Source organism: Massilia rhizosphaerae, assembly GCF_016093545.1.
Taxonomy (GTDB): domain Bacteria; phylum Pseudomonadota; class Gammaproteobacteria; order Burkholderiales; family Burkholderiaceae_D; genus Telluria; species Telluria rhizosphaerae.
Genome location: NZ_JADKYX010000024.1, coordinates 34,755 through 52,871 on the forward strand (window position 1 = coordinate 34,755; position 18,117 = coordinate 52,871).

Genomic DNA, 18,117 nt, shown 5'->3' on the forward strand with positions numbered 1-18,117 from the left:
TCAACGTCCCACGCAGCTAAGGTAACCAGATCTCTTTTAGCTCTTTTGTTCTTTGCTCCGTCCGTTCCTTAAGACACGATTCCACTAACGCGGCGCGCATTGAGCCATGCTGAAAAATGCGATCCTGAACCTGACAGTCGGCATCACGAAATTTAACCCATTCTCGCTGCGCAGTCACTAACGCAACCTTCGCAGCAGCTCGGTCGGGATCGCTCCCTAAGAGTTTGATTGCCGCCTGGTAAGCGTTGTTTAGCTGTGCATCGGCTTTTAGAAAATCATCGTGCGCACAAATTGCGCTATCCAAACCCGATCCATCGTTATGGCAAATCGGTCCCTGTGCCTGTGCGATTCCAGAGAAAATTGTGATAACAATATAAAGAATTGCTGAGCGCGTGGTCACCATATCGAGTATTTTTAACGAGATAAAATTATGGCATGCACCTGTCGTTGAACGTACGGCAGTTCTCGACCCGAAGCGGGCCTTTCATAAGGTCGGCAGCCGGCAAAAGTGGTGAAATGATCTTTAGTTGGACTCACTGCCGCCTATACTCTGCTTTTGCCATGATTTAATGGCGTTCATAACCCTTTTTCCTGTCGTGGAGTCATAAGCAATATCGCGCACAGCATACTTAGACCCAGGCCTTAAAATCGGCACATTGTTATGGATGCTGACTGCTAGATCCCGCACGTAGGCTTTGCCATTTTCTACGTAATGCTTAACTTCTTCATCATTCATTTGGATTAGAACGCTGTAGCCAACTGCACCATGATCGCAATTGGCATCCAAATAAAGATCATCCCCATCGCGCAGCAGAAAATAAGTGTATGGCTCGTGTTCGACAACAAACATGATTTTTCAATAAAATTTTAGCAATACTGCCGCGCGTACGATTCGAGGTAGCCACAATTCGTACAACGGAAAGTTCGCACGTTATATGTCACTTTGCCTTTGATAGTCATCCCCCCTAGGAATGACTTTTCATCAGGGCTGCCCGACACCCAGACTTCCGATGACAAGTCGTTGTAATGCCCCTTCTCCAGCAGAAATCCTTCTTCCATACTTGAATGGCATTTTGCACACTCATAAGACATACACGTTTTCCTTTAGCATCTTCAATCGCTCGTGGTCGAACGACTGCTTCTGGCCGAACTTGGCCATTGGATTCACCATAGTAGGTTGCCCACGAGGAAAAGTCACGTGGTGTCACGATCGGCGGTCCAGTGTTCGTCTCATGTTGCTTTTGTGGCAAGCATTGGTTTTGTGAGTGGCCCCAGGCTTGCCCATCGCGCAACGCATGCGCACAATAGCCGGAACGAATTCATGGAAGGACAAGCATGCACACAGCAAGCAAGACCCCCGCCGCGCCGCTCGAGGGCGTACGCGTCATCGAAATGGGGCAATTGATCGCCGGCCCGTTCGCCGGCAAGACGCTCGGCGATTTCGGCGCGGACGTCATCAAGATCGAGGCGCCCGACGGCGGCGATCCGCTGCGTAACTGGCGGATGATCAAGGAGGGGACCTCCGTGTGGTGGCAGGTCCAGTCGCGCAACAAGCGGTCGCTGGCGCTCGACCTGCGCAGCAGCGAGGGGCAGGACATCGCGCGCAAGCTGGTCGCCGAAGCGGACGTGTTGATCGAGAATTTTCGTCCCGGCACGCTGGAAGGCTGGGGCATGGGGTGGGATGTGCTGTCCCAGCTGAATCCGGGCCTGGTCATGTTGCGCATCTCCGGGTATGGCCAGACGGGGCCGTACCGCGACCTGCCCGGCTTCGGCATGATCGGCGAGGCGATGGGCGGACTGCGCCACCTCACCGGCGAGCCGGGACGGGTGCCCGTGCGCTGCGGCGTGTCGATCGGCGACACGCTGGCCGCGCTGCACGGCGTGATCGGCGTCCTGACCGCGCTGTACCACCGCAAGGTGAATGGCGGCCAGGGGCAGGTGATCGACGTTGCCTTGCACGAAGCCGTGTTCAACGTGATGGAAAGCCTGATTCCCGAATACAGCGCGTTCGGCGCCGTGCGCGAGCCGGGCGGGAGTGCGCTGCCCGGCATCGCGCCGTCGAACGCCTACAGCTGCCGCGACGGCGTGGTGCTCGTCGCGGGCAATGGCGACAGCATTTTCAAGCGCTTGATGCACGCCATCGGCCGGCCCGACCTGGCCGAGGCGCCGGACCTCGCCAACAATGCGGGCCGCGTGGCGCGCGTGGGCGAGATCGACGGCGCCATCGGCGCGTGGACCGCGACACGCGGCGTGGCCGAGGTGCTGGACGTGCTGGGCCAGGCCCGCGTCCCGGCCGGCAAGGTGTACACGGCCCGCGACATCGCCGAGGATCCGCACTACCGGGCGCGCGACATGATCGTCAAGCAGGCCACGCGCGACGGCTACGAGGTCGAGGTGCCGGGCATCGTGCCCAAGCTGATGGGCACCCCGGGCGGCATCCGGTCGGCCGCGCCGCACCTGGGCGAGGACACGGATGCCGTGCTGCGCGAGGTCGGCCTGAGCGAGGAGCAGATCGCGGCGCTGCGCGCGCGCGGCGTCGTGGCCTGACCCGTACGCGACCGGACGCTGGCCGGTCCGCTCACCGTAGCGCCGTCTCGCAGCGCGCGATCTCCGTGCGCCCGTGCCCGGCCACGATCTCGTCGCCGTACACGGGCAGCTCGAGGTAGGCCCGCTCCGTCGCGCGCACGGCCAGTACATAGGCCTGGCGCACGGTCTTGTGGCGCAGGACGACGCGCGCCACGTAGCCTGGCGCCAGCACGCGCTGGGCCTTGCGCTTGCCCAGGTCGAGGTAGCCGAATTGCAGGTTCGCCGATTCCACGAGGCCGCCCGGGACGTCGTGCTGGCCCAGCAGGGCGCCCAGCTGCGCCACGATCTGGCGCGCGCCCGCCTGCGGTTCGATGATGGCCGCGCGGTCCAGCACTTCGCCGTTGGCGGGCCGCACCTGCACGGACAGGGCGTCCAGGCGGCCGTCGCCCGCGAGCCGCAGCGCGGCGGACGCGGCGCCCAGGACCGGGATGCCGCCCGCGTACAGCCGCCACGCGCCGAGCGCGCGGAACAGCGTCGTCGCGGACGCCTTGCCCGCCGGGTCGGCGCCCTGGCCGCGTGTGCGGAACAGGCGTTCGAAGCGCAGTTCGCCGTTCGGTCCGGCCCAGTCGGACAGGTTGAGCTTGTGCGCGCGTTCCTCGACGAGGCGTTGCAGGACGCCGCGTTCCGCCTCGTGCTCGAAGGGACGCTCGGCCGGGGCGAGGCCGGAGACGTAGCGCAGCGCGCCGGACGCGTGGTAGACCATGGCGCGCGCGCCGTCCGGCAGGTAGATGACCGCGTGGTCGTCGCGCTGCTGCCAGGTGCCGCCGTTGTCGTGCGGGCAGTCGCCATGGTCCGCCAGTTGTGCGACGAAGCGGCGGGCGCGGGCCTGCAACTGTTCCTGCGTGGGCGTCTGCAGCAGCAGCACGTCGGCGTGGTCGGGAATGCGCGCGTCGGCGCAGGTGCCGGCCAGCAGGTGCAGCAGGGTGTGGTCGTTCATGGTCAGCCCTCCGTCCAGTACCACAGCAAACACGCCTGCTGCGCAGGCGCCAGGTCGGGCGTCACCGTGCCGTGGCCCCACAGGTGATCGCGGTTGATGGCGCTGCGTTCCCAGCGGATGGCGCCGTCGTTCCACGTGGCGGCGTCGCCCACGCAGACGGTGATCGGATGGTTGTCGACCCACCAGTCGGAGACGCCGTCGTGCCAGGCGTGCGCCACCGTGTCGCCGTGGACGAGGCTGTCGCCGACGTCCTCGCCGCATTCGTCCGTCGTGATGCCGTCCCACATCAGGTCCCAGGCGCCGCAGTAGATGTGCATGCGCGCGAAGATGTTCCACAGGCCCGTGACGGTGGGCAGCGCCGCCGTGTCGCAGGAATAGGCCATCACCCATTCGTTGTTCCAGTCCTCGCCCAGCTGCCAGCGCGACGAATTGGCCAGCCATTCGGTGACGGGCGTGTCGTACAGCAGCACGGCGTGGCCGGCGGCGTCGTGGTTGCCGTGGGTTTCGATCCAGAACAGGTCGACGTCGTCGGCCCAGTGGCGGTCGTCGCCGCCCTGGTCGCTGTCGCGGATGTCGGTCTCCCAGACATCCGTATTGGCCCAGTAGAACGCACGCGTGTGCCCCGCGCCCCGCAGTTTGTTGTCCAGGCCGTTACTTCGATTGAACGTGTAGGTGAGGTCGCCCGCCGTGTCCACGTGCGCCGCGCGCGCGTGGCTGAAATAGCGGATGGCTTCGACACCGAAGCGTGCCATATTTGTCTCCTTGAAATGCCGATTGCATGAATGCCGGCGCAGCCCCTGTACGGTAAAGGCGCGCGGTCGATGCCGGCCTGCTCTGCATCAGCCGTGCGCGTGCACGACATTGATGCAACCCGAGTACGCGCCAGCCGAAGCGCGATATTGATGACGCGAAGAATGATTACGATCGCCGGTGCGTGTGTCGGCCGCGCCGGGGATGCGCTACAGTGAGGGACGTCGTGACAGGAGAGACCATGGAATGCGAAATCAAACTGGCCGTGGACGCGGCCAGTACCGCGCAGCTCAGGAAGTCGCCCGTGCTGCGCGAGCACGCCGTGTCCAAGCCGCAGGACCAGGAGCATGTCGACCGTTATTTCGACACCGCCGGCTTCGACTTGTGGAAGCACGGTTACGCCCTGCGCGTGCGCAGCGCCGGCGAACACCATGTGCAGACATTGAAGGGCGGCGGCAGCGCCGTGGCCGGCCTGCACCGGCGGACCGAGCTGGAAGCCGAGATCGCGACCGAAACGCCCGATGCCGACCTATTCGGCAAGCAATTGCGCGACGCGTTGCCCGACCTGGCCCATCATCTCGACGGCCAGCAGCTCGCCGCCGAACCGGTCTTCGTCAACCACGCCAAGCGCACGTCGTGGATGCTGGCGCTGCCGGACGGCACGCACGTCGAATGCGCGCTGGACGTGGGCGAGCTGCGACACGGCGAGCGCACGGCCCAGGTGCGCGAGCTGGAGCTCGAAGTCAAGGATGGCGATCCCGCCTGCCTGTACGAACTGGCGCGGCGGCTGCACGAGACGATGCCCGTGCGCATCGAGAACGTCAGCAAGGCCGAGCGCGGCTATGCGCTGGCGACCGAGGACAAGGCGCACGCCGTCAAGGCGGCACCGGTGACCGTCAAGCGCAAGGCCACGCTGGGCGACGCGCTGGGCGTCATCCTGCAGAACTGCCTGCAGCAGATGCAGGCCAACGAAGGCGGCGTGCTGGCGGGCGACGTCGAGAGCCTGCACCAGATGCGCGTCGGCCTGCGCCGCCTGCGCGCCGCCCAGGCGATGGTGCGCACCCTCGTGCAGCTGCCGGAACCGCTGGCGGCCGACATCGAATGGCTCGCGGGCGAACTGGGCGACGCGCGCAACTGGGACGTGTTCCTCGAATCCGTGCTGCCCGGCCTGCCGTTGGCGGAGGAGCACAAGCCGGCGCTGGCGCGCGTGGAGGCGGCCGCGCGCGAGGAGGCGGAGCGTCATCGGGCGCGCGTGCGGTCGGCCGTCGGCAGCCCGCGCTACACGACGCTGATGCTGGCGCTGGGCGGCTGGATCGCGGGCAAGGGCTGGCAGCACACGACCCTGCCGGCCGATCCGCTCGAGCAAAGGATCGCGAAGGCCGCGCCGAAACTCGTGCAGCACGCGGCCGCGCGCGTGCGCAAGCGGGCCCGCGGCTACGACCTGAAGCGGCCGGACTGCCTGCACAAGGTGCGCATCGCGGCCAAGAAGGAGCGCTATGCGCGCGAGTTCTTTGTCGCGCTGTCGCACGACCGCACGGCGACGCGGCGCCACGATCTGCTGGCCGGCATGCAGGACGAGCTGGGCGAGATCAACGATGCCTTCGTCGCGCGCACGCTGGTTGCGGAACTGCGCGACCGGGTGCCGCAGGAGGCCGGGCTGCTCGGCTTCATCGAGGGCGTGCTGGCCGAGCGCGCCCTCGACGCGATGCCGCGTGCGCGCCGCCACGTGAAGGGCCGGCTGCGCGATCGGGCGCGGTTCTGACCACTATCCCAGTAGGGTGGCGTGATTGATGCCGAGGGCATCAATCACGTGCCCACCATGCGTTACCGTGACGCATACGTTTGGTGGGCACGGGGTGCCCACCCTACCCGTTCTTGGAAGGCAGCTCAAGCCTTCACGGCCAGGAACTCGCCTTTTCCGACGGGGACGAGGCTCGTCGTGAAGCCGCGGTCGGTGCGCACCGTCGCCGTGAAATCGGCCATCTCCTCCGCGTGCGACGTCGCGTTGTCGACCACGAGCAGGCCGCCCGGACGCAGCACGCGGCGCACGTCAAGCCACCAGTCCAGGTAGGCGCTGCGTTGCGAATCGAGGAAGATCAGGTCGAACGACGCGTCGAACAGCCTCGCCAGCATCGTGCCGGCATCGCCTTCGAGCAATGTGATGCGGGTGTCCAGCCCGGCGCGGGCAAAGTTGGCGCGCGCCATTTCGATCTTGCCGTGGGCCAGTTCGATCGTCGTGACGGCGCCGCCGACGTCCGCCACGGCGTCGGCCAGCCACAGCGTGGAATAGCCGTTCGACGTGCCGATCTCGAGGATGCGGCGGGCGCCCGTCGCCTTGGCCAGCACGGCGAGGAATGCGCCCGTGTCGGGCGTGATGTTGAGCATGCGGATGGCGCGGTTGGCCGGGTCGCCGTCGTGCGCATCGCCGAAGGCGGCCAGTTCGTCGAGCAGGGTCTTGAGGTGCGGGTCCAAAACAATCTCCTATCTTGCCACAGGGGCACGCAAAAAAACGCTGTTCCCGCGCGGGCGGAAACAGCGTTTCGAATTGGTGCCGGTATGTTTCCCGACCGCCGGCGCCGGTAGGGCGGCCGCGCCGCCTTGTGCTCTTTTCCCTAGGAGCGACGCATATTCTGACGGCCGAATATGACGCCGGTTTGACGTCCATGTGACGCCCCCGTTACGGCGCGCCGATGGACGCGATGGCGCCGCCCCAACGGCGCAGCAGGCCGGCCAACGTCGGCGTGTGCTTGTCGGCCGGCGTCAGGGCCGCCACCGCCGCATGCAAGGCCTTGTCGTCGCGCGTGCCGAACGTGCGCGTCGATTCGGGCGGTTCGCGCCGCGCATCCGCCGTCGGCGTCGGCGGCTGGGTCGCGGGCAGGTGCTTCGCGAGATCCGCCTCGCGCAGCAGCAGGCCGTCGGCGGCGGCCGAGGAGGGCGGCACTGCGGGGGCCACGACGATGTCGGGTGTGACGCCGCGGGCCTGGATCTCGTGGCCGTTCGGCGTGAAGTAGCGCGCCACGGTGAACTTGATGCCGCTGTCCGCGTCGAGCGGAACGACGGACTGGATCGAGCCCTTGCCGAACGTGCGCGTACCGATCACGGTGGCGCGGTGCTGGTCCTGCAGGGCGCCCGTGACCAGCTCCGCGGCCGAGGCGGAGGCGCCGTTCACGAGCACCGTCAGCGGCACGGTGCGGGTCCACGCGGGCAGGCCCGCCAGCACGTCGGGGTGGCCCGGCGCGCGGTAATAGCGCGCGTCGACGGTGACGGTGGCGTTGGCGCCCGGTTCCCTCCCGCGCGCCGAGAACAGCACGGTGCCCGGCGGCAGGAATGCGCCGGCGACGGCCACGCCCGCCGCCACCAGGCCGCCCGGATCGTTGCGCAGGTCCAGGATCAGGCCGCGCGGCGCCTCCTTGCCGTCCAGTTTTTTCAGCGCGGCGGCCAGGTCGCCCGCCGTGGCGCCGCCGAATTCCGAGATGCGGATCCACGCCAGGCCGGGCGCCGCCATGCGCACGCGTACCGTGTCGTTGTGCAGGTCCGCGCGCGTGATGCGCAGCGTCTCGACCTTGCCGCGGCGCGCGACGCCGACCGCGACGACCGTCCCCGGCACGCCGTGCATGCGCCGCGCCACGTCCTCGTTCGTCATGCCGGCGACGGGCACGCCGTCAACCGAAACGATCGCGTCGCCCGGCGCGATGCCGGCCCGTTCGGCCGGGCTGCCGTCGGTGGCGGCGACGACGCGCAGCTGGTCGCGGTTGCCTTCGACCTCGATGCCGATGCCCACATACTCGCCGCTGTTCTCGCGCCCGACGTCGCGCATGGCGTCCTTGTCCAGGTAGCTCGAGTGGGCGTCCAGCGCGGCCAGCATGCCGGCCATGGCGCCGTCGAACAGCGCCTTGTCGTCGGTCTCGCCCACGTAGTTCCGCTTGATCATTGCGTACGTGGCCAGCAGCCGCTCCACCTGGGCCTGGGGCAGCTTCAGCGCGGGCGCGGGCGTGTCCTCGGCGTGGACGACGGGCGCGCAGGCCAGGAAGAGGGCGCCGAGGGCGGCGCGCGCGGTGCGTTGCATGGTGATCCTTTCGTCGATTCGTCGATGTCATTCTGGCAGGGCAGGGGGTAAATCGGCGTTAAGGAGTTGTAAGCGATGTCCGCGCCGTGTGGCATTTGTCCGTATTGACGGGCATTCCTCTTTTCCGGATGGCAAAAAGAACAGATAATCATTTCCTCGCGGCGAGTGGCCGCCACAGGAGAACGCCATGCCAGATCACGACGACGACCGCAATCCGGAAGACCAGCCCGCCAGCCCCGCGCGCCGCCGCATCTTCCAGGCCGCGGCGGCCGTGGGCCTGTCTTCGTCGATGGTGCCGCCGGCCGACGCCCGTCCGAAACACGCAGCGCACGCGAAGCCGGCGGCCGGTTCGCTGGACGCCAAGCTCAAGGCGCACGTCAAGAACGTCGTCGTGATCTACTTGGAAAACCGCAGCTTCAACAACCTGTTCGCGGATTTTCCGGGCCTGGCGCAGCCGCTGTCCGCGCTGGCGCCGGAAGCCGCCCGGCAGAAGGACCGCGACGGCAGCGTCCTGCCGGAACTGCCGAAGATCTGGGGCGGCCTGGTGCCCGCGCGCCAGGACATCGGCGGCCGCGATTATCTGATCCGGGAAGACGACATCCAGCACCTGCCGAACGCGCCGTTCAAGCTGACGGATGCCGCGGGCAAGCCGCTGCCGGAAGGGATCGTCACGCGCGACCTGTGGCATCTGTTCTATCAGAACCAGATGCAGATCAACGGCGGCAAGAACGACGGCTTCGTGGCCTGGGGCGACAATGGTGCGCTGACGATGGGGCATTACGGCGAAACGTCGCAGAACCTGGGGCTGTGGCAGATCGCGCGCGAGTTCACGTTGTGCGACAACTTCTTCATGGGTGCGTTCGGCGGCTCCTACCTGAATCACCAGTTCCTGATCAGCGGCCGCGTGCCGGAGTTCTTCGACGCGGCGTCGACCCCGGCCGCGAAAAAGATCGCCGTGCTGGAAGACGGCCCGACCGGTCATCGGCTGGCGCCGGCGCCGGATTCGCCGAAATCCGCGCTGGACGGCAAACCGAAGTTCGTCAACAACGGCGCCATTACGCCGGACGGCTACGCGGTCAACACGATGGCGCCGCCGTACCAGCCGAGTTTCGTGCGGCCGGCGCCGGGCGGCGACGCGCAGCTCGCGGATCCGCAAGACCCGGCCGTGCTGCCGCCGCAGACCTATCGCACGATCGGCGACCTGCTGTCCGAAAAAGGCGTGAGCTGGGCGTGGTATGCGGGCGCCTGGCAGGCGGCGCTGGACGGTCGCGGCGAAGGCGAGCGGCCGAACTTCCAGTTCCACCACCAGCCGTTCAACTATTTCAAGCAGTTCGGGCCGGGCACGAAGGCGCGCGCCGAACACCTGCGCGACGGCGGCCTGGGCGACAGCCCGATCTCGAACAAGTTCATCGCCGACGCCATCGCGGGCAAGCTGCCGGCCGTGGCGTTCTACAAGCCGCAGGGCAACCTGAACCTGCATGCGGGTTATTCGGACGTCGAATCGGGCGACGCCCACGTGGCCAACGTGATCGAGCACCTCAAGAAGTCGCCGCAGTGGAAGGACATGGTCGTCGTCATCGCCTTCGACGAGAACGGCGGCTGGTGGGACCACGTGGCGCCGCCCAAGGGCGACCGCTGGGGCCCCGGCTCGCGCATCCCGGCCATCGTCGTGTCGCCGCATGCGAAGAAGGGCGCCGTCGACCACAATTTCTACGACACGACGTCGATCCTGCGCTTCATCACGCGCCTGCACGGCCTGCCGCTGCTGGAAGGCCTGGCCGCCCGCAACGCCGCGTTCGCGGCACGCGGGGCGCGTCCGCCGGGCGACCTGACGGGGGCACTGAGCTTCCGCTGAGCGGCAGTTCGGGCCAATTCGGGGTCAATTCGGGGTCAGGGCCAATTCGGGGTCAGAGCACTTTTCGGGCGCAATTCGGGGTCAGAGCACATTTGCGTGCACGATCTCGGCAGCAATTCATTCACCGAACCGAGGCGGATTCCACCGTCGATCGGGAGAGCGAATCCGTCCCAGCGAGCGGCCCATTTACTTTGAGCCATTGATCAGAAATGTGCTCTGACCCCGAATTTGTGCTCTGACCCCGAATTTAACTTTCCGGCTGGCTAACGCGCGCTGTTCAAGAAAACACGGCGATACACTTTTGCCACGGCCGTTGTCATTTGAACACGGGCTCGCGCACGGTTGGTCCCCGCCAGGCGCACTCATAACAGCGATAAGGAGAGCGAAACATGCAGAACAATAAGATCTTGAAAGGGCTGCTGGCCGTTTCGGCCGCGGCAGCCATGTTCGGTGCCGTCGGCGTGCAGGCGCAGACGTCGCTCAGCTCGAACCCCAGCCAGACCGGCACCACCAGCGCCGGCAAGCAGAACGCCTCCGGCAAGACCACGCACGAAGGCACCATCGACAACAGCAACAGCACCGGCATGGAAAACCGCGCCAAGCAGACGAGCGGCACGGGTTCCTCGGGCATGGCCGGCCAAAGCGCGGCGGGCATGAGCGACAAGAACGCCAAGAGCACCGGCAGCTCGAGCATGGGCGCCAGCGGCGCCGGCCAGTCGGCGGCGGGCGCGGCCACCGGCGCCAAGCTGGGCGCGGCCGACGAGAAGGCCGTCAAGGACATGGCGATGGCCGACATGGCCGAAGTCGAGACCGGCAAGCTGGCCCTGAGCAAGAGCCAGAACAGCGACGTGAAAGCCTTCGCCCAGCAGATGGTCGACGACCACGGCCAGGCCCTGACCAAGGTGCAGGCGCTGGCCCAGGCGCGCGGCGTCACGCTGCCGACCGAGCTCGATGCCAAGCACAAGGCCATGTCGGCCAAGCTGGAAAAAATGAGCGGCGACGCGTTCGACAAGGCCTATATGAAGAACGCCGGCGTCAAGGATCACAAGACGGTGCTCGCCAAGCTGAAGTCCGACGCCAGGAAGATCAAGGATGCGGACGTGAAGGCGCTGGCCGACCAGCACGTGCCGGTCGTCGAGCAGCACCTGAAGTCCGCCGAGCAGATGCACATGGCGAAGTCCGGCACGACCGCGGGCAAGTAACCCGCGTCGCCGCTAGCGCATGGCCGCCAGCACGCGCGCCCGTTCGTCGGGCGTGCGGTTCTGGCTCATCTTGAACTTGCCTTCCAGGCGTTCGATGACGATCTCGATGCCGACGGTCGCCCGCACGATCCTGTCGATGTAATCGCGCGGCGCATCCTTCACCTTCCAGCCGGCGCGCGCGTCCTCGAGATGCCGCGTCAGCCTGCTCATCTGCCCGAGGATCCACGCCGGATCCTCGATCGCGCGCAAGCGTCCGTGCGCATGCACGACGGCGTAATTCCACGTCGGCACGGCGCGTCCGCCGGCCGCCTCCAGGTCGTACAGCAGCGGCGACACATAGCTCGACGCACCCTGGAACAGCACGAGCACCGGCCTCCCCTCCGACCGCCAGACGGGATTGGCGCGCGCCACGTGGGCGCGCAGCACGCCGTACGGCGCGTCGCTCGACGCCGGCACCAGCTCGAACGGAATGTGATCCGCTTCCAGGCCGCCGGCGCCGGTACGCACCAGCGCGCCCAGCGGATGGGCGGCGACCAGCGCCAGCATGTCGGACTGCGAGTCCGCCGCGAATGGCGACGTCACGTACATGATTCGAATCCCTCCACGACGATGTCCCCTTTCAGTGAATTGGCGATGTAGCAGCGCGCATGCGCCTCGTGATGCAGCTCGGCCAGCGCGGCCCGGTCGGGCTGGCGCGCGCCGCCGAACGCGATGGCCGGATTCAGCACGATCCGCGTGATGGCCAGGCGGCCGTCGGCGCCGATATCGAGCGTGCCGACGGCGTGGTCGTCATAGCGCTCGACGACGTAGCCGCGCGCGGCCGCCAGCGACAGGAAGAACAGCATGTGGCAGCTCGCGGCGGCCGCGACGAGCGCTTCCTCCGGATCGACGGCGGCCGGGTCCGACATCGGCACGGGCACCGACAGCGGCGATGACGACGCGGGCACGTCCACGCCGCCGTCGAAGCGCCAGCGGTGCGCGCGGCTGTAGCGCTGGTCGGTGAAGGCCTGGTCGCCGCGTTGCCAGGCCAGGGTGGCTTCGAATCGTTGCATCGTGTCCCCATGTGCGAAAGAGCTTCCATCTTAGGACGGCAGGTGGCTTGCTCAAATGACCAATTATCGCGAAGATGATCGTACCAATTTCGACGACCCGCCATGCACGTCCACGACATCCTCGCCGCCGCCACGCTCGATCGCAGCGCCGCCACGCCGCTGTTCCGCCAGTTGTACGTCCACCTCAAGACGGCGATCCTCGACGGCCGCATCGGCGCCGGCGTGCGCCTGCCGGCCACGCGCACGCTGTGCCGCCTGCTGGACGTGTCGCGCCAGACCGTGCTGGCCGCGTACGAGCAATTGATGGCCGAGGGCTATCTGGAAGGCACGGTCGGCAAGGGGACGTTCGTCAGCGCGTCGCTGCCGGCCGGCGCGGGCAAGGCCGACGCCGCGCCGGCGATGGTGCGGCCGCTGTCGCCGCGCGGCGAACTGATCGCGGGCGGCATGGCGCGCGTGCTGCATCACGCGGGGCCGCTGCGCGCCTTCCGCGCCAGCATGCCTGGCCTGGACCTGTTTCCGTTCGACGTCTGGCGCCGGCTGGAGGCGCGCCACTGGCGCCATTCGACCGCGTCGCTCGGCTATGCAGGCGCCGCCGGTCACGCGCCGCTGCGCGAGCTGCTGTGCGCCTATCTGAAAGCGTCGCGCGGCGTGCAGTGCACGGCGGACCAGGTCGTGATCACATCCGGCTCCCAGCAGGCGTTGTACCTGCTGGCCCAACTGCTGCTCGCGCCGGGCGAAGCGATGTGGATCGAATCGCCCGGCTACCAGGGCGCGGTGGCGCCGTTCGCGGTGGCGGGCGCGCGCGTTTGCCCGGTGCCCGTCGACGCCGAGGGCATGGACGTCGCGTACGCGGCCCGGCGTTATCCGGACGCGCGCCTGGCGTTCGCGACGCCGTCGCACCAGCTCCCGCTGGGCGTGACGATGACTCTGCGGCGGCGGCTCGAACTGCTGCGCTGGGCCGAGGCGAATCGCGCCTGGATCGTCGAGGACGACTACGACAGCGAGTACCGCCACACGGGGCCGCCGCTGGCATCGCTGCAAAGCCTGGACCGCGCGGGCTGCGTGATCTACGTGGGCACGCTGTCGAAGGTGCTGTTTCCGGCGCTGCGCCTGGGCTACGTCGTCGCGCCGGCGCCGCTGGCCGTCGCGCTGGCGCGGGCCAAGGCCGTCGTCGACCGCCACAGTCCGTTCGTGGCGCAGGCCGCGCTGGCCGACTTCATCGCCGGCGGTCATTTCGCGCGCCACATCCGGCGCACGCGCGACGCGTACGGCGAGCGCAGGCAGGCCCTCGTCGACGCGCTCGACGCGCGCCTGGCCGGCCGGCTGCGCCAGGGACCGTCCGACGCGGGCCTCGACCTGTGCGTTCATTTTACGGAAGCGCTGGACGAGGAGACCGTCGCGCGCCACGCCCGCGACGTCGGCGCCGACGTGCGCACGCTGGGCTATTACACGAACCCGGCGGCCGGCGCCGATTGCGCCGTCGCGCCCGGATTATTGCTCGGGTTTTCCGCGTTCGCGCCGGACGTGATCCGGGCCGGCGTGGCGGACCTGGCGCAGGCCATCGAGCGGGCGTCCCGGTCCGCGAAGGGATAGGCGCGGACCGGTATTGACGTCGCTTGTCGTAAAAATATCGACAGCGTTTCATGAGGCTTGGCCACTGCTCCCCGTCTTGGCTCGGCTGTTCCGAAAAACGAGCGTGTTCTAAAACTGTTGTCAACCATTCCGCACAGATTTCAGTGCAAAAAAAATTAGGCTTCCTGCTAACGATGGGGCCGCCAAATGGCGTATAGTGCGCGATTCGTGGGGTAATATCTCCGCGAAAAAAACTATTAAGCAAGAATCCGCGCATGGCGTTCGACGCTGTGACGACGAGTTCGACAATTGTCCTAAAACTAGTTAGAACGCGCACAATCATGAGTATTGTCGACGTCGATGTCCTGCTCGAGGATTTGGAGGAGGCCGCCCCTTGCGGGCCGAACCTCGAGTACGACCCCGCATTCCTGGAGCTCGAGCAGAGTGCGCTCGGCAAGCCAGAAGTCCAGTATGGGGACACCCTCGTCCCTGCCGTCCCCCCCGAGTGGAAGCAAGTCAAGAAGCAGGCCCTCGACCTGTTCGCCCGCACGCGCGACCTGCGGGTGGCGGTGCCGCTCGTGCGCGCGCTGCTGGCGCTGCACGCGCTGCCCGGGTTCGCCGACGGCATGCGCCTGCTCGAGCGCCTCGTCGTGGAGCGCTGGGACGGCGTCCATCCCGAGCTCGATCCGGACGACGACAACGACCCCACGCTGCGCATCAATTCCCTGGCCCAGCTGACCGACCCGGCGACGGTCCTGCTCGACCTGCGCGAGACCGCCTTCGTCATGCTGCCCGGCCTCGGCCCGCTGACCCTGCGCGTGCTGGAGCAGGCGCACGGCGAGGCGCCCGTGCCGGACGGGCAGGCCGCGCTGTCGCCCGGATCGATCGACGCCGCGCTGGCCGACGTGTCCGACGAAGCCATGGAAGTGGCCAGCGCCGCCGTCAACGGCGCGCTGGACAGTGCGGTCAACCTGGAGGCCGCGCTCGTGCGCCACGTGGGCAGCACGCAGGCGCTGAGCCTCGGCCCGCTGACGCGCCAGCTGCGCCGCATGGCGGACCTGCTGGCCAGCCGTGCGCAGGCTGCGCAGGACGTCCCGGCCGATGCGCCGGCCGCCGACGACGGCGCGGTGGAGCAGGGCGGCGGCGGTGCCGCGCCCCGCGCCGCGGCCATCACGGGCGACGTGGCCAGCCGCGCCGACGTGATCCGCATGATCGACAAGATTCTCGCCTACTACCAGCGCTACGAGCCGTCGAGCCCCGTGCCGATGCTGCTGGAGCGGGCCAAGCGCCTGGCGCCGATGAGCTTCATGGAAGTCATGGAGAACCTGGCGCCGGACAGCATGCATCAGTTGAACGTGATCCGTGGACCGCAACCGGGCGAGTCGAACGGATCGGACGATTATTGAATCCGGCAGGCCGGCAGTTCAGGCAGTTCAATCAAGGAGGAGTAAACCGTGGGCAAAGAAAGTAGCCAGAAGTTCATCGCACGCAATCGCGCGCCGCGCGTGCAGATCGAGTACGACGTCGAAGTGTACGGCGCCGAGAAGAAGGTGCAGCTGCCGTTCGTGATGGGCGTCCTGGCCGACCTGTCCGGCCAGAGCGCCGAGCCGCTGGCGCCGGTCGCGGAACGCAAGTTCCTCGAGATCGACGTCGACAACTTCGACGAGCGCCTGAAGGCCATGAAGCCGCGCGTCGCGGTGCAGGTGCCGAACACGCTGACGGGCGAGGGCAACCTGGCCGTCGACATGACCTTCGAAAGCATGGACGACTTCACCCCGGCCGCGATCGCGCGCAAAGTGGATTCGCTGAACAAGCTGCTCGAGGCGCGCGGCCAGCTGGCCAACCTGATGACCTACATGGACGGCAAGACCGGCGCGGAAGAGCTGATCGCCAAGCTGCTGGCCGAACCGGCCCTGATGCAGGCGCTGACGTCCGCACCGAAGCCCACCGAATAACGCACGAGAGAACAGGAGAACGACATGTCCGAAGCCCTCGCACAATCCCAGCAGGAGTCCGGTACGCTCGAGATGAGCGACTTCAGCTCGCTGCTGCAGAAGGAATTCAAGCCGCAATCCGACAAGGCCAAGGAATCGGTCGAAGTCGCCGTGCGCACCCTGGCCGAGCAGGCGCTGGCAGGCACCAGCCTGATCTCCGGCGACGTGCTGGGCACGATCCAGAGCCTGATCGCAGCGCTCGACAAGAAACTCACCGAGCAGATCAACCTGATCATGCACACCGAGGAGTTCCAGAAGGTCGAAAGCGCCTGGCGCGGCCTGCACTACCTGGTGAACAACACCGAAACCGACGAGATGCTCAAGATCCGCGTGATGAACATCTCGAAGAACGACCTGGCCAAGACCCTCAAGAAGTTCAAGGGCACGGCCTGGGACCAGAGCCCGATCTTCAAGAAGATGTACGAGGAAGAATTCGGCCAGTTCGGCGGCGAGCCGTTCGGTTCCATCGTCGCCGACTACTACTTCGACAACACCGCGCCGGACGTCGAGCTGCTGTCGTCGATGGCCAAGATCGCCTCGGCCGCGCACGCGCCGTTCATTTCGGCCGCCGCACCGTCCGTCATGCTGATGGAGTCGTGGAACGAGCTGGCCAATCCGCGCGACCTGACGAAGATCTTCCAGACCCCGGAACACGCCGCGTGGCGCTCGTTCCGCGAGTCCGAGGATTCGCGTTACGTCGGCCTGACGATGCCGCGCTTCCTGGCACGCCAGCCGTACGGCGCCAAGAGCAACCCGGTCGAGGAATTCGACTTCGAGGAAGACACCAGCGCGCCGGGCAGCAAGAACTACACCTGGGCCAACTCGTCCTACGCGATGGCCGTCAACATCAACCGCTCGTTCAAGGAATACGGCTGGTGCTCGCGCATCCGCGGCATCGAATCCGGCGGCGCGGTCGAAGGCCTGCCGGTGCATGCCTTCCCGACCGACGACGGCGGCGTCGACATGCAGTGCCCGACCGAGATCGCGATCTCGGACCGCCGCGAGGCCGAGCTGGCCGCCAACGGCTTCATGCCGCTGGTGCACAAGAAGAACACGGACTTCGCCGCCTTCATCGGCGCCCAGTCGCTGCACAAGCCGGCCGAGTACGACGATCCGGACGCCAGCGCCAACGCCGCCCTGGCCGCGCGCCTGCCTTACCTGTTCGCGACCTGCCGCTTTGCCCACTACCTCAAGTGCATCGTGCGCGACAAGATCGGCTCGTTCAAGGAACGCGACGAGATGGAGCGCTGGCTGACCAAGTGGATCATGCAGTACGTGGACGGCGACCCGGGCAGCTCCAGCGAAGCCACCAAGGCGCAAAAGCCGCTGGCCGCGGCCGAAGTGGTGCTGGAAGAAGTCGAAGGCAATCCGGGCTACTACACGTCCAAGTTCTTCCTGCGCCCGCACTACCAGCTGGAAGGCCTGACGGTGTCGCTGCGCCTCGTGTCGAAGCTGCCGTCGGCAAAAGGCTGATCGTTTTTTTGAAGTCCCGCGCGGACCGTCGTCCGCGCGCTTTAGGAAGTTCAACCAACAAGGAGAAAAGACATGGCATTGGATATGTTCATCAACATGGGCGACAAGATCAAGGGCGAGTCGCGCGACAAGGTCCAGGGTCCGAAGGGCGACATCGACATCCTGGCCTGGAGCTGGGGCATGAGCCAGTCGGGCACCACCCACACGGGCGGTGGCGGCGGCGCCGGCAAGGCCAACTTCCAGGACATCTCGTTCACCAAGTACGTCGACAGCTCGTCCAACGCGCTGATGACCGCCCTGGCCAAGGGCTCGCACATCGAGAAGGCCGTGCTGATGGTGCGTAAAGCCGGCGAAGGCCAGCAGAAGTACATCTTGATCACCATGGAAGAAGTGCTGGTGACGTCGATCTCGACCGGCGGCAGCGGCGGCGAAGACCGCCTGACCGAAAACGTCACGCTGAACTTCGGCAAGGTGACCTTCGCCTACACCCCGCAGGACAGCAAGGGCACCGTGGCAGGCGACAAGACCTTCGCCTGGAACATCGCCGAAAACGCAGCTGCTTAATCGAGCATCGCGCATGGCTTGCCGCCGCGTTCGAGCGGCCGGCAAGCCGGTTTTACAGAATTCTTG

Annotated in this window: 17 protein-coding genes; 9 read left to right on the forward strand and 8 right to left on the reverse strand. The window is 66.7% G+C overall.

Annotation, left to right across the window (positions count from 1 at the left end):
• Positions 1-16: 16 nt before the first annotated feature.
• On the reverse strand, positions 17-403 hold the full coding sequence (locus ISF28_RS26300) for a lysozyme inhibitor LprI family protein (RefSeq protein WP_198120142.1): 387 nt from the start codon (positions 401-403) through the stop codon (positions 17-19).
• A 120-nt stretch (positions 404-523) separates the two neighbouring features.
• Positions 524-850 carry a hypothetical protein gene (locus tag ISF28_RS26305; RefSeq protein WP_198120143.1) on the reverse strand — a complete coding sequence of 109 codons (327 nt, stop codon included), beginning with the start codon at positions 848-850 and terminating at the stop codon, positions 524-526.
• 485 nt (positions 851-1,335) lie between these two features.
• Here ISF28_RS26305 and ISF28_RS26310 point away from each other — a divergent pair, with 485 nt between their 5' ends.
• Complete coding sequence (locus ISF28_RS26310) at positions 1,336-2,547, forward strand: CaiB/BaiF CoA transferase family protein (protein WP_198120144.1); 1,212 nt, start codon at positions 1,336-1,338, stop codon at positions 2,545-2,547.
• Positions 2,548-2,578: 31 nt separating this feature from the next.
• Here the strand turns inward: ISF28_RS26310 and ISF28_RS26315 are convergent, their stop codons facing one another.
• Complete coding sequence (locus tag ISF28_RS26315) at positions 2,579-3,523, reverse strand: hypothetical protein (protein ID WP_198120145.1); 945 nt, start codon at positions 3,521-3,523, stop codon at positions 2,579-2,581.
• 2 nt (positions 3,524-3,525) lie between these two features.
• Positions 3,526-4,275, reverse strand: coding sequence for a DUF6345 domain-containing protein (locus tag ISF28_RS26320; RefSeq protein WP_198120146.1), 750 nt, complete (start codon positions 4,273-4,275; stop codon positions 3,526-3,528).
• A gap of 239 nt (positions 4,276-4,514) precedes the next feature.
• Between ISF28_RS26320 and ISF28_RS26325 the strand changes: the two genes are divergently transcribed.
• The gene (locus ISF28_RS26325) at positions 4,515-6,035 is read left to right on the forward strand and encodes a CYTH and CHAD domain-containing protein (RefSeq protein WP_198120147.1); all 1,521 of its coding nucleotides are present in this window, start codon (positions 4,515-4,517) and stop codon (positions 6,033-6,035) included.
• Between the two features lie 125 nt (positions 6,036-6,160).
• On the opposite strand, the gene ISF28_RS26330 is transcribed toward ISF28_RS26325, so the two are convergent.
• Entirely contained in the window at positions 6,161-6,745 is a 585-nt protein-coding gene (locus tag ISF28_RS26330) for an O-methyltransferase (protein ID WP_229519406.1), read from the reverse strand.
• Between the two features lie 205 nt (positions 6,746-6,950).
• Entirely contained in the window at positions 6,951-8,339 is a 1,389-nt protein-coding gene (locus ISF28_RS26335) for a S41 family peptidase (RefSeq protein ID WP_198120148.1), read from the reverse strand.
• A 187-nt stretch (positions 8,340-8,526) separates the two neighbouring features.
• On the opposite strand from ISF28_RS26335, the gene ISF28_RS26340 reads away from it, so the two are divergent.
• Together ISF28_RS26340 and ISF28_RS26345 are read left to right on the forward strand one after the other, a co-directional pair.
• Positions 8,527-10,194, forward strand: a complete 1,668-nt coding sequence (locus ISF28_RS26340) for an acid phosphatase (protein ID WP_198120149.1) — start codon at positions 8,527-8,529, stop codon at positions 10,192-10,194.
• A gap of 389 nt (positions 10,195-10,583) precedes the next feature.
• A complete protein-coding gene (locus ISF28_RS26345; RefSeq protein WP_198120150.1) occupies positions 10,584-11,396 on the forward strand; it encodes a DUF4142 domain-containing protein in 813 nt (270 codons plus the stop codon).
• Positions 11,397-11,408: 12 nt separating this feature from the next.
• On the opposite strand, the gene ISF28_RS26350 is transcribed toward ISF28_RS26345, so the two are convergent.
• Positions 11,409-11,984, reverse strand: a complete 576-nt coding sequence (locus ISF28_RS26350) for an FMN-binding negative transcriptional regulator (RefSeq protein ID WP_198120151.1) — start codon at positions 11,982-11,984, stop codon at positions 11,409-11,411.
• On the reverse strand, positions 11,975-12,448 hold the full coding sequence (locus tag ISF28_RS26355; protein ID WP_198120152.1) for an OsmC family protein: 474 nt from the start codon (positions 12,446-12,448) through the stop codon (positions 11,975-11,977). Before ISF28_RS26355 ends, ISF28_RS26350 begins: the two co-directional genes overlap by 10 nt.
• A 102-nt stretch (positions 12,449-12,550) precedes the next feature.
• Here ISF28_RS26355 and pdxR point away from each other — a divergent pair, with 102 nt between their 5' ends.
• The 5 genes from pdxR (at position 12,551) to ISF28_RS26380 (ending at position 18,051) form a co-directional block, all read left to right on the forward strand.
• On the forward strand, positions 12,551-14,041 hold the full coding sequence (gene pdxR / locus ISF28_RS26360; RefSeq protein WP_198120153.1) for a MocR-like pyridoxine biosynthesis transcription factor PdxR: 1,491 nt from the start codon (positions 12,551-12,553) through the stop codon (positions 14,039-14,041).
• Positions 14,042-14,361: 320 nt separating this feature from the next.
• Positions 14,362-15,426 carry a type VI secretion system protein TssA gene (gene tssA / locus ISF28_RS26365; RefSeq protein ID WP_198120154.1) on the forward strand — a complete coding sequence of 355 codons (1,065 nt, stop codon included), beginning with the start codon at positions 14,362-14,364 and terminating at the stop codon, positions 15,424-15,426.
• 48 nt (positions 15,427-15,474) lie between these two features.
• Entirely contained in the window at positions 15,475-15,975 is a 501-nt protein-coding gene (gene tssB / locus ISF28_RS26370; protein ID WP_198120155.1) for a type VI secretion system contractile sheath small subunit, read from the forward strand.
• 24 nt (positions 15,976-15,999) lie between these two features.
• Positions 16,000-17,487 (forward strand): type VI secretion system contractile sheath large subunit, encoded by a 1,488-nt coding sequence (tssC, locus tag ISF28_RS26375; protein WP_198120156.1) that lies wholly within the window; start codon positions 16,000-16,002, stop codon positions 17,485-17,487.
• Between the two features lie 72 nt (positions 17,488-17,559).
• Entirely contained in the window at positions 17,560-18,051 is a 492-nt protein-coding gene (locus ISF28_RS26380) for an Hcp family type VI secretion system effector (RefSeq protein ID WP_198120157.1), read from the forward strand.
• Positions 18,052-18,117 lie beyond the last annotated feature (66 nt).

Excerpts from the sequence above, each read along its gene's own strand:
- tssA (WP_198120154.1), top strand. The coding sequence starts at position 14,362 with ATGAGTATTGTCGACGTCGATGTCCTGCTCGAGGATTTGGAGGAGGCC.
- ISF28_RS26380 (WP_198120157.1), top strand. The coding sequence starts at position 17,560 with ATGGCATTGGATATGTTCATCAACATGGGCGACAAGATCAAGGGCGAG.
- ISF28_RS26310 (WP_198120144.1), top strand. The coding sequence starts at position 1,336 with ATGCACACAGCAAGCAAGACCCCCGCCGCGCCGCTCGAGGGCGTACGC.
- ISF28_RS26305 (WP_198120143.1), bottom strand. The coding sequence starts at position 850 with ATGTTTGTTGTCGAACACGAGCCATACACTTATTTTCTGCTGCGCGAT.
- tssC (WP_198120156.1), top strand. The coding sequence starts at position 16,000 with ATGTCCGAAGCCCTCGCACAATCCCAGCAGGAGTCCGGTACGCTCGAG.
- ISF28_RS26355 (WP_198120152.1), bottom strand. The coding sequence starts at position 12,448 with ATGCAACGATTCGAAGCCACCCTGGCCTGGCAACGCGGCGACCAGGCC.
- ISF28_RS26350 (WP_198120151.1), bottom strand. The coding sequence starts at position 11,984 with ATGTACGTGACGTCGCCATTCGCGGCGGACTCGCAGTCCGACATGCTG.
- ISF28_RS26325 (WP_198120147.1), top strand. The coding sequence starts at position 4,515 with ATGGAATGCGAAATCAAACTGGCCGTGGACGCGGCCAGTACCGCGCAG.
- ISF28_RS26315 (WP_198120145.1), bottom strand. The coding sequence starts at position 3,523 with ATGAACGACCACACCCTGCTGCACCTGCTGGCCGGCACCTGCGCCGAC.
- ISF28_RS26320 (WP_198120146.1), bottom strand. The coding sequence starts at position 4,275 with ATGGCACGCTTCGGTGTCGAAGCCATCCGCTATTTCAGCCACGCGCGC.
- ISF28_RS26335 (WP_198120148.1), bottom strand. The coding sequence starts at position 8,339 with ATGCAACGCACCGCGCGCGCCGCCCTCGGCGCCCTCTTCCTGGCCTGC.
- ISF28_RS26300 (WP_198120142.1), bottom strand. The coding sequence starts at position 403 with ATGGTGACCACGCGCTCAGCAATTCTTTATATTGTTATCACAATTTTC.
- pdxR (WP_198120153.1), top strand. The coding sequence starts at position 12,551 with ATGCACGTCCACGACATCCTCGCCGCCGCCACGCTCGATCGCAGCGCC.
- ISF28_RS26345 (WP_198120150.1), top strand. The coding sequence starts at position 10,584 with ATGCAGAACAATAAGATCTTGAAAGGGCTGCTGGCCGTTTCGGCCGCG.
- ISF28_RS26340 (WP_198120149.1), top strand. The coding sequence starts at position 8,527 with ATGCCAGATCACGACGACGACCGCAATCCGGAAGACCAGCCCGCCAGC.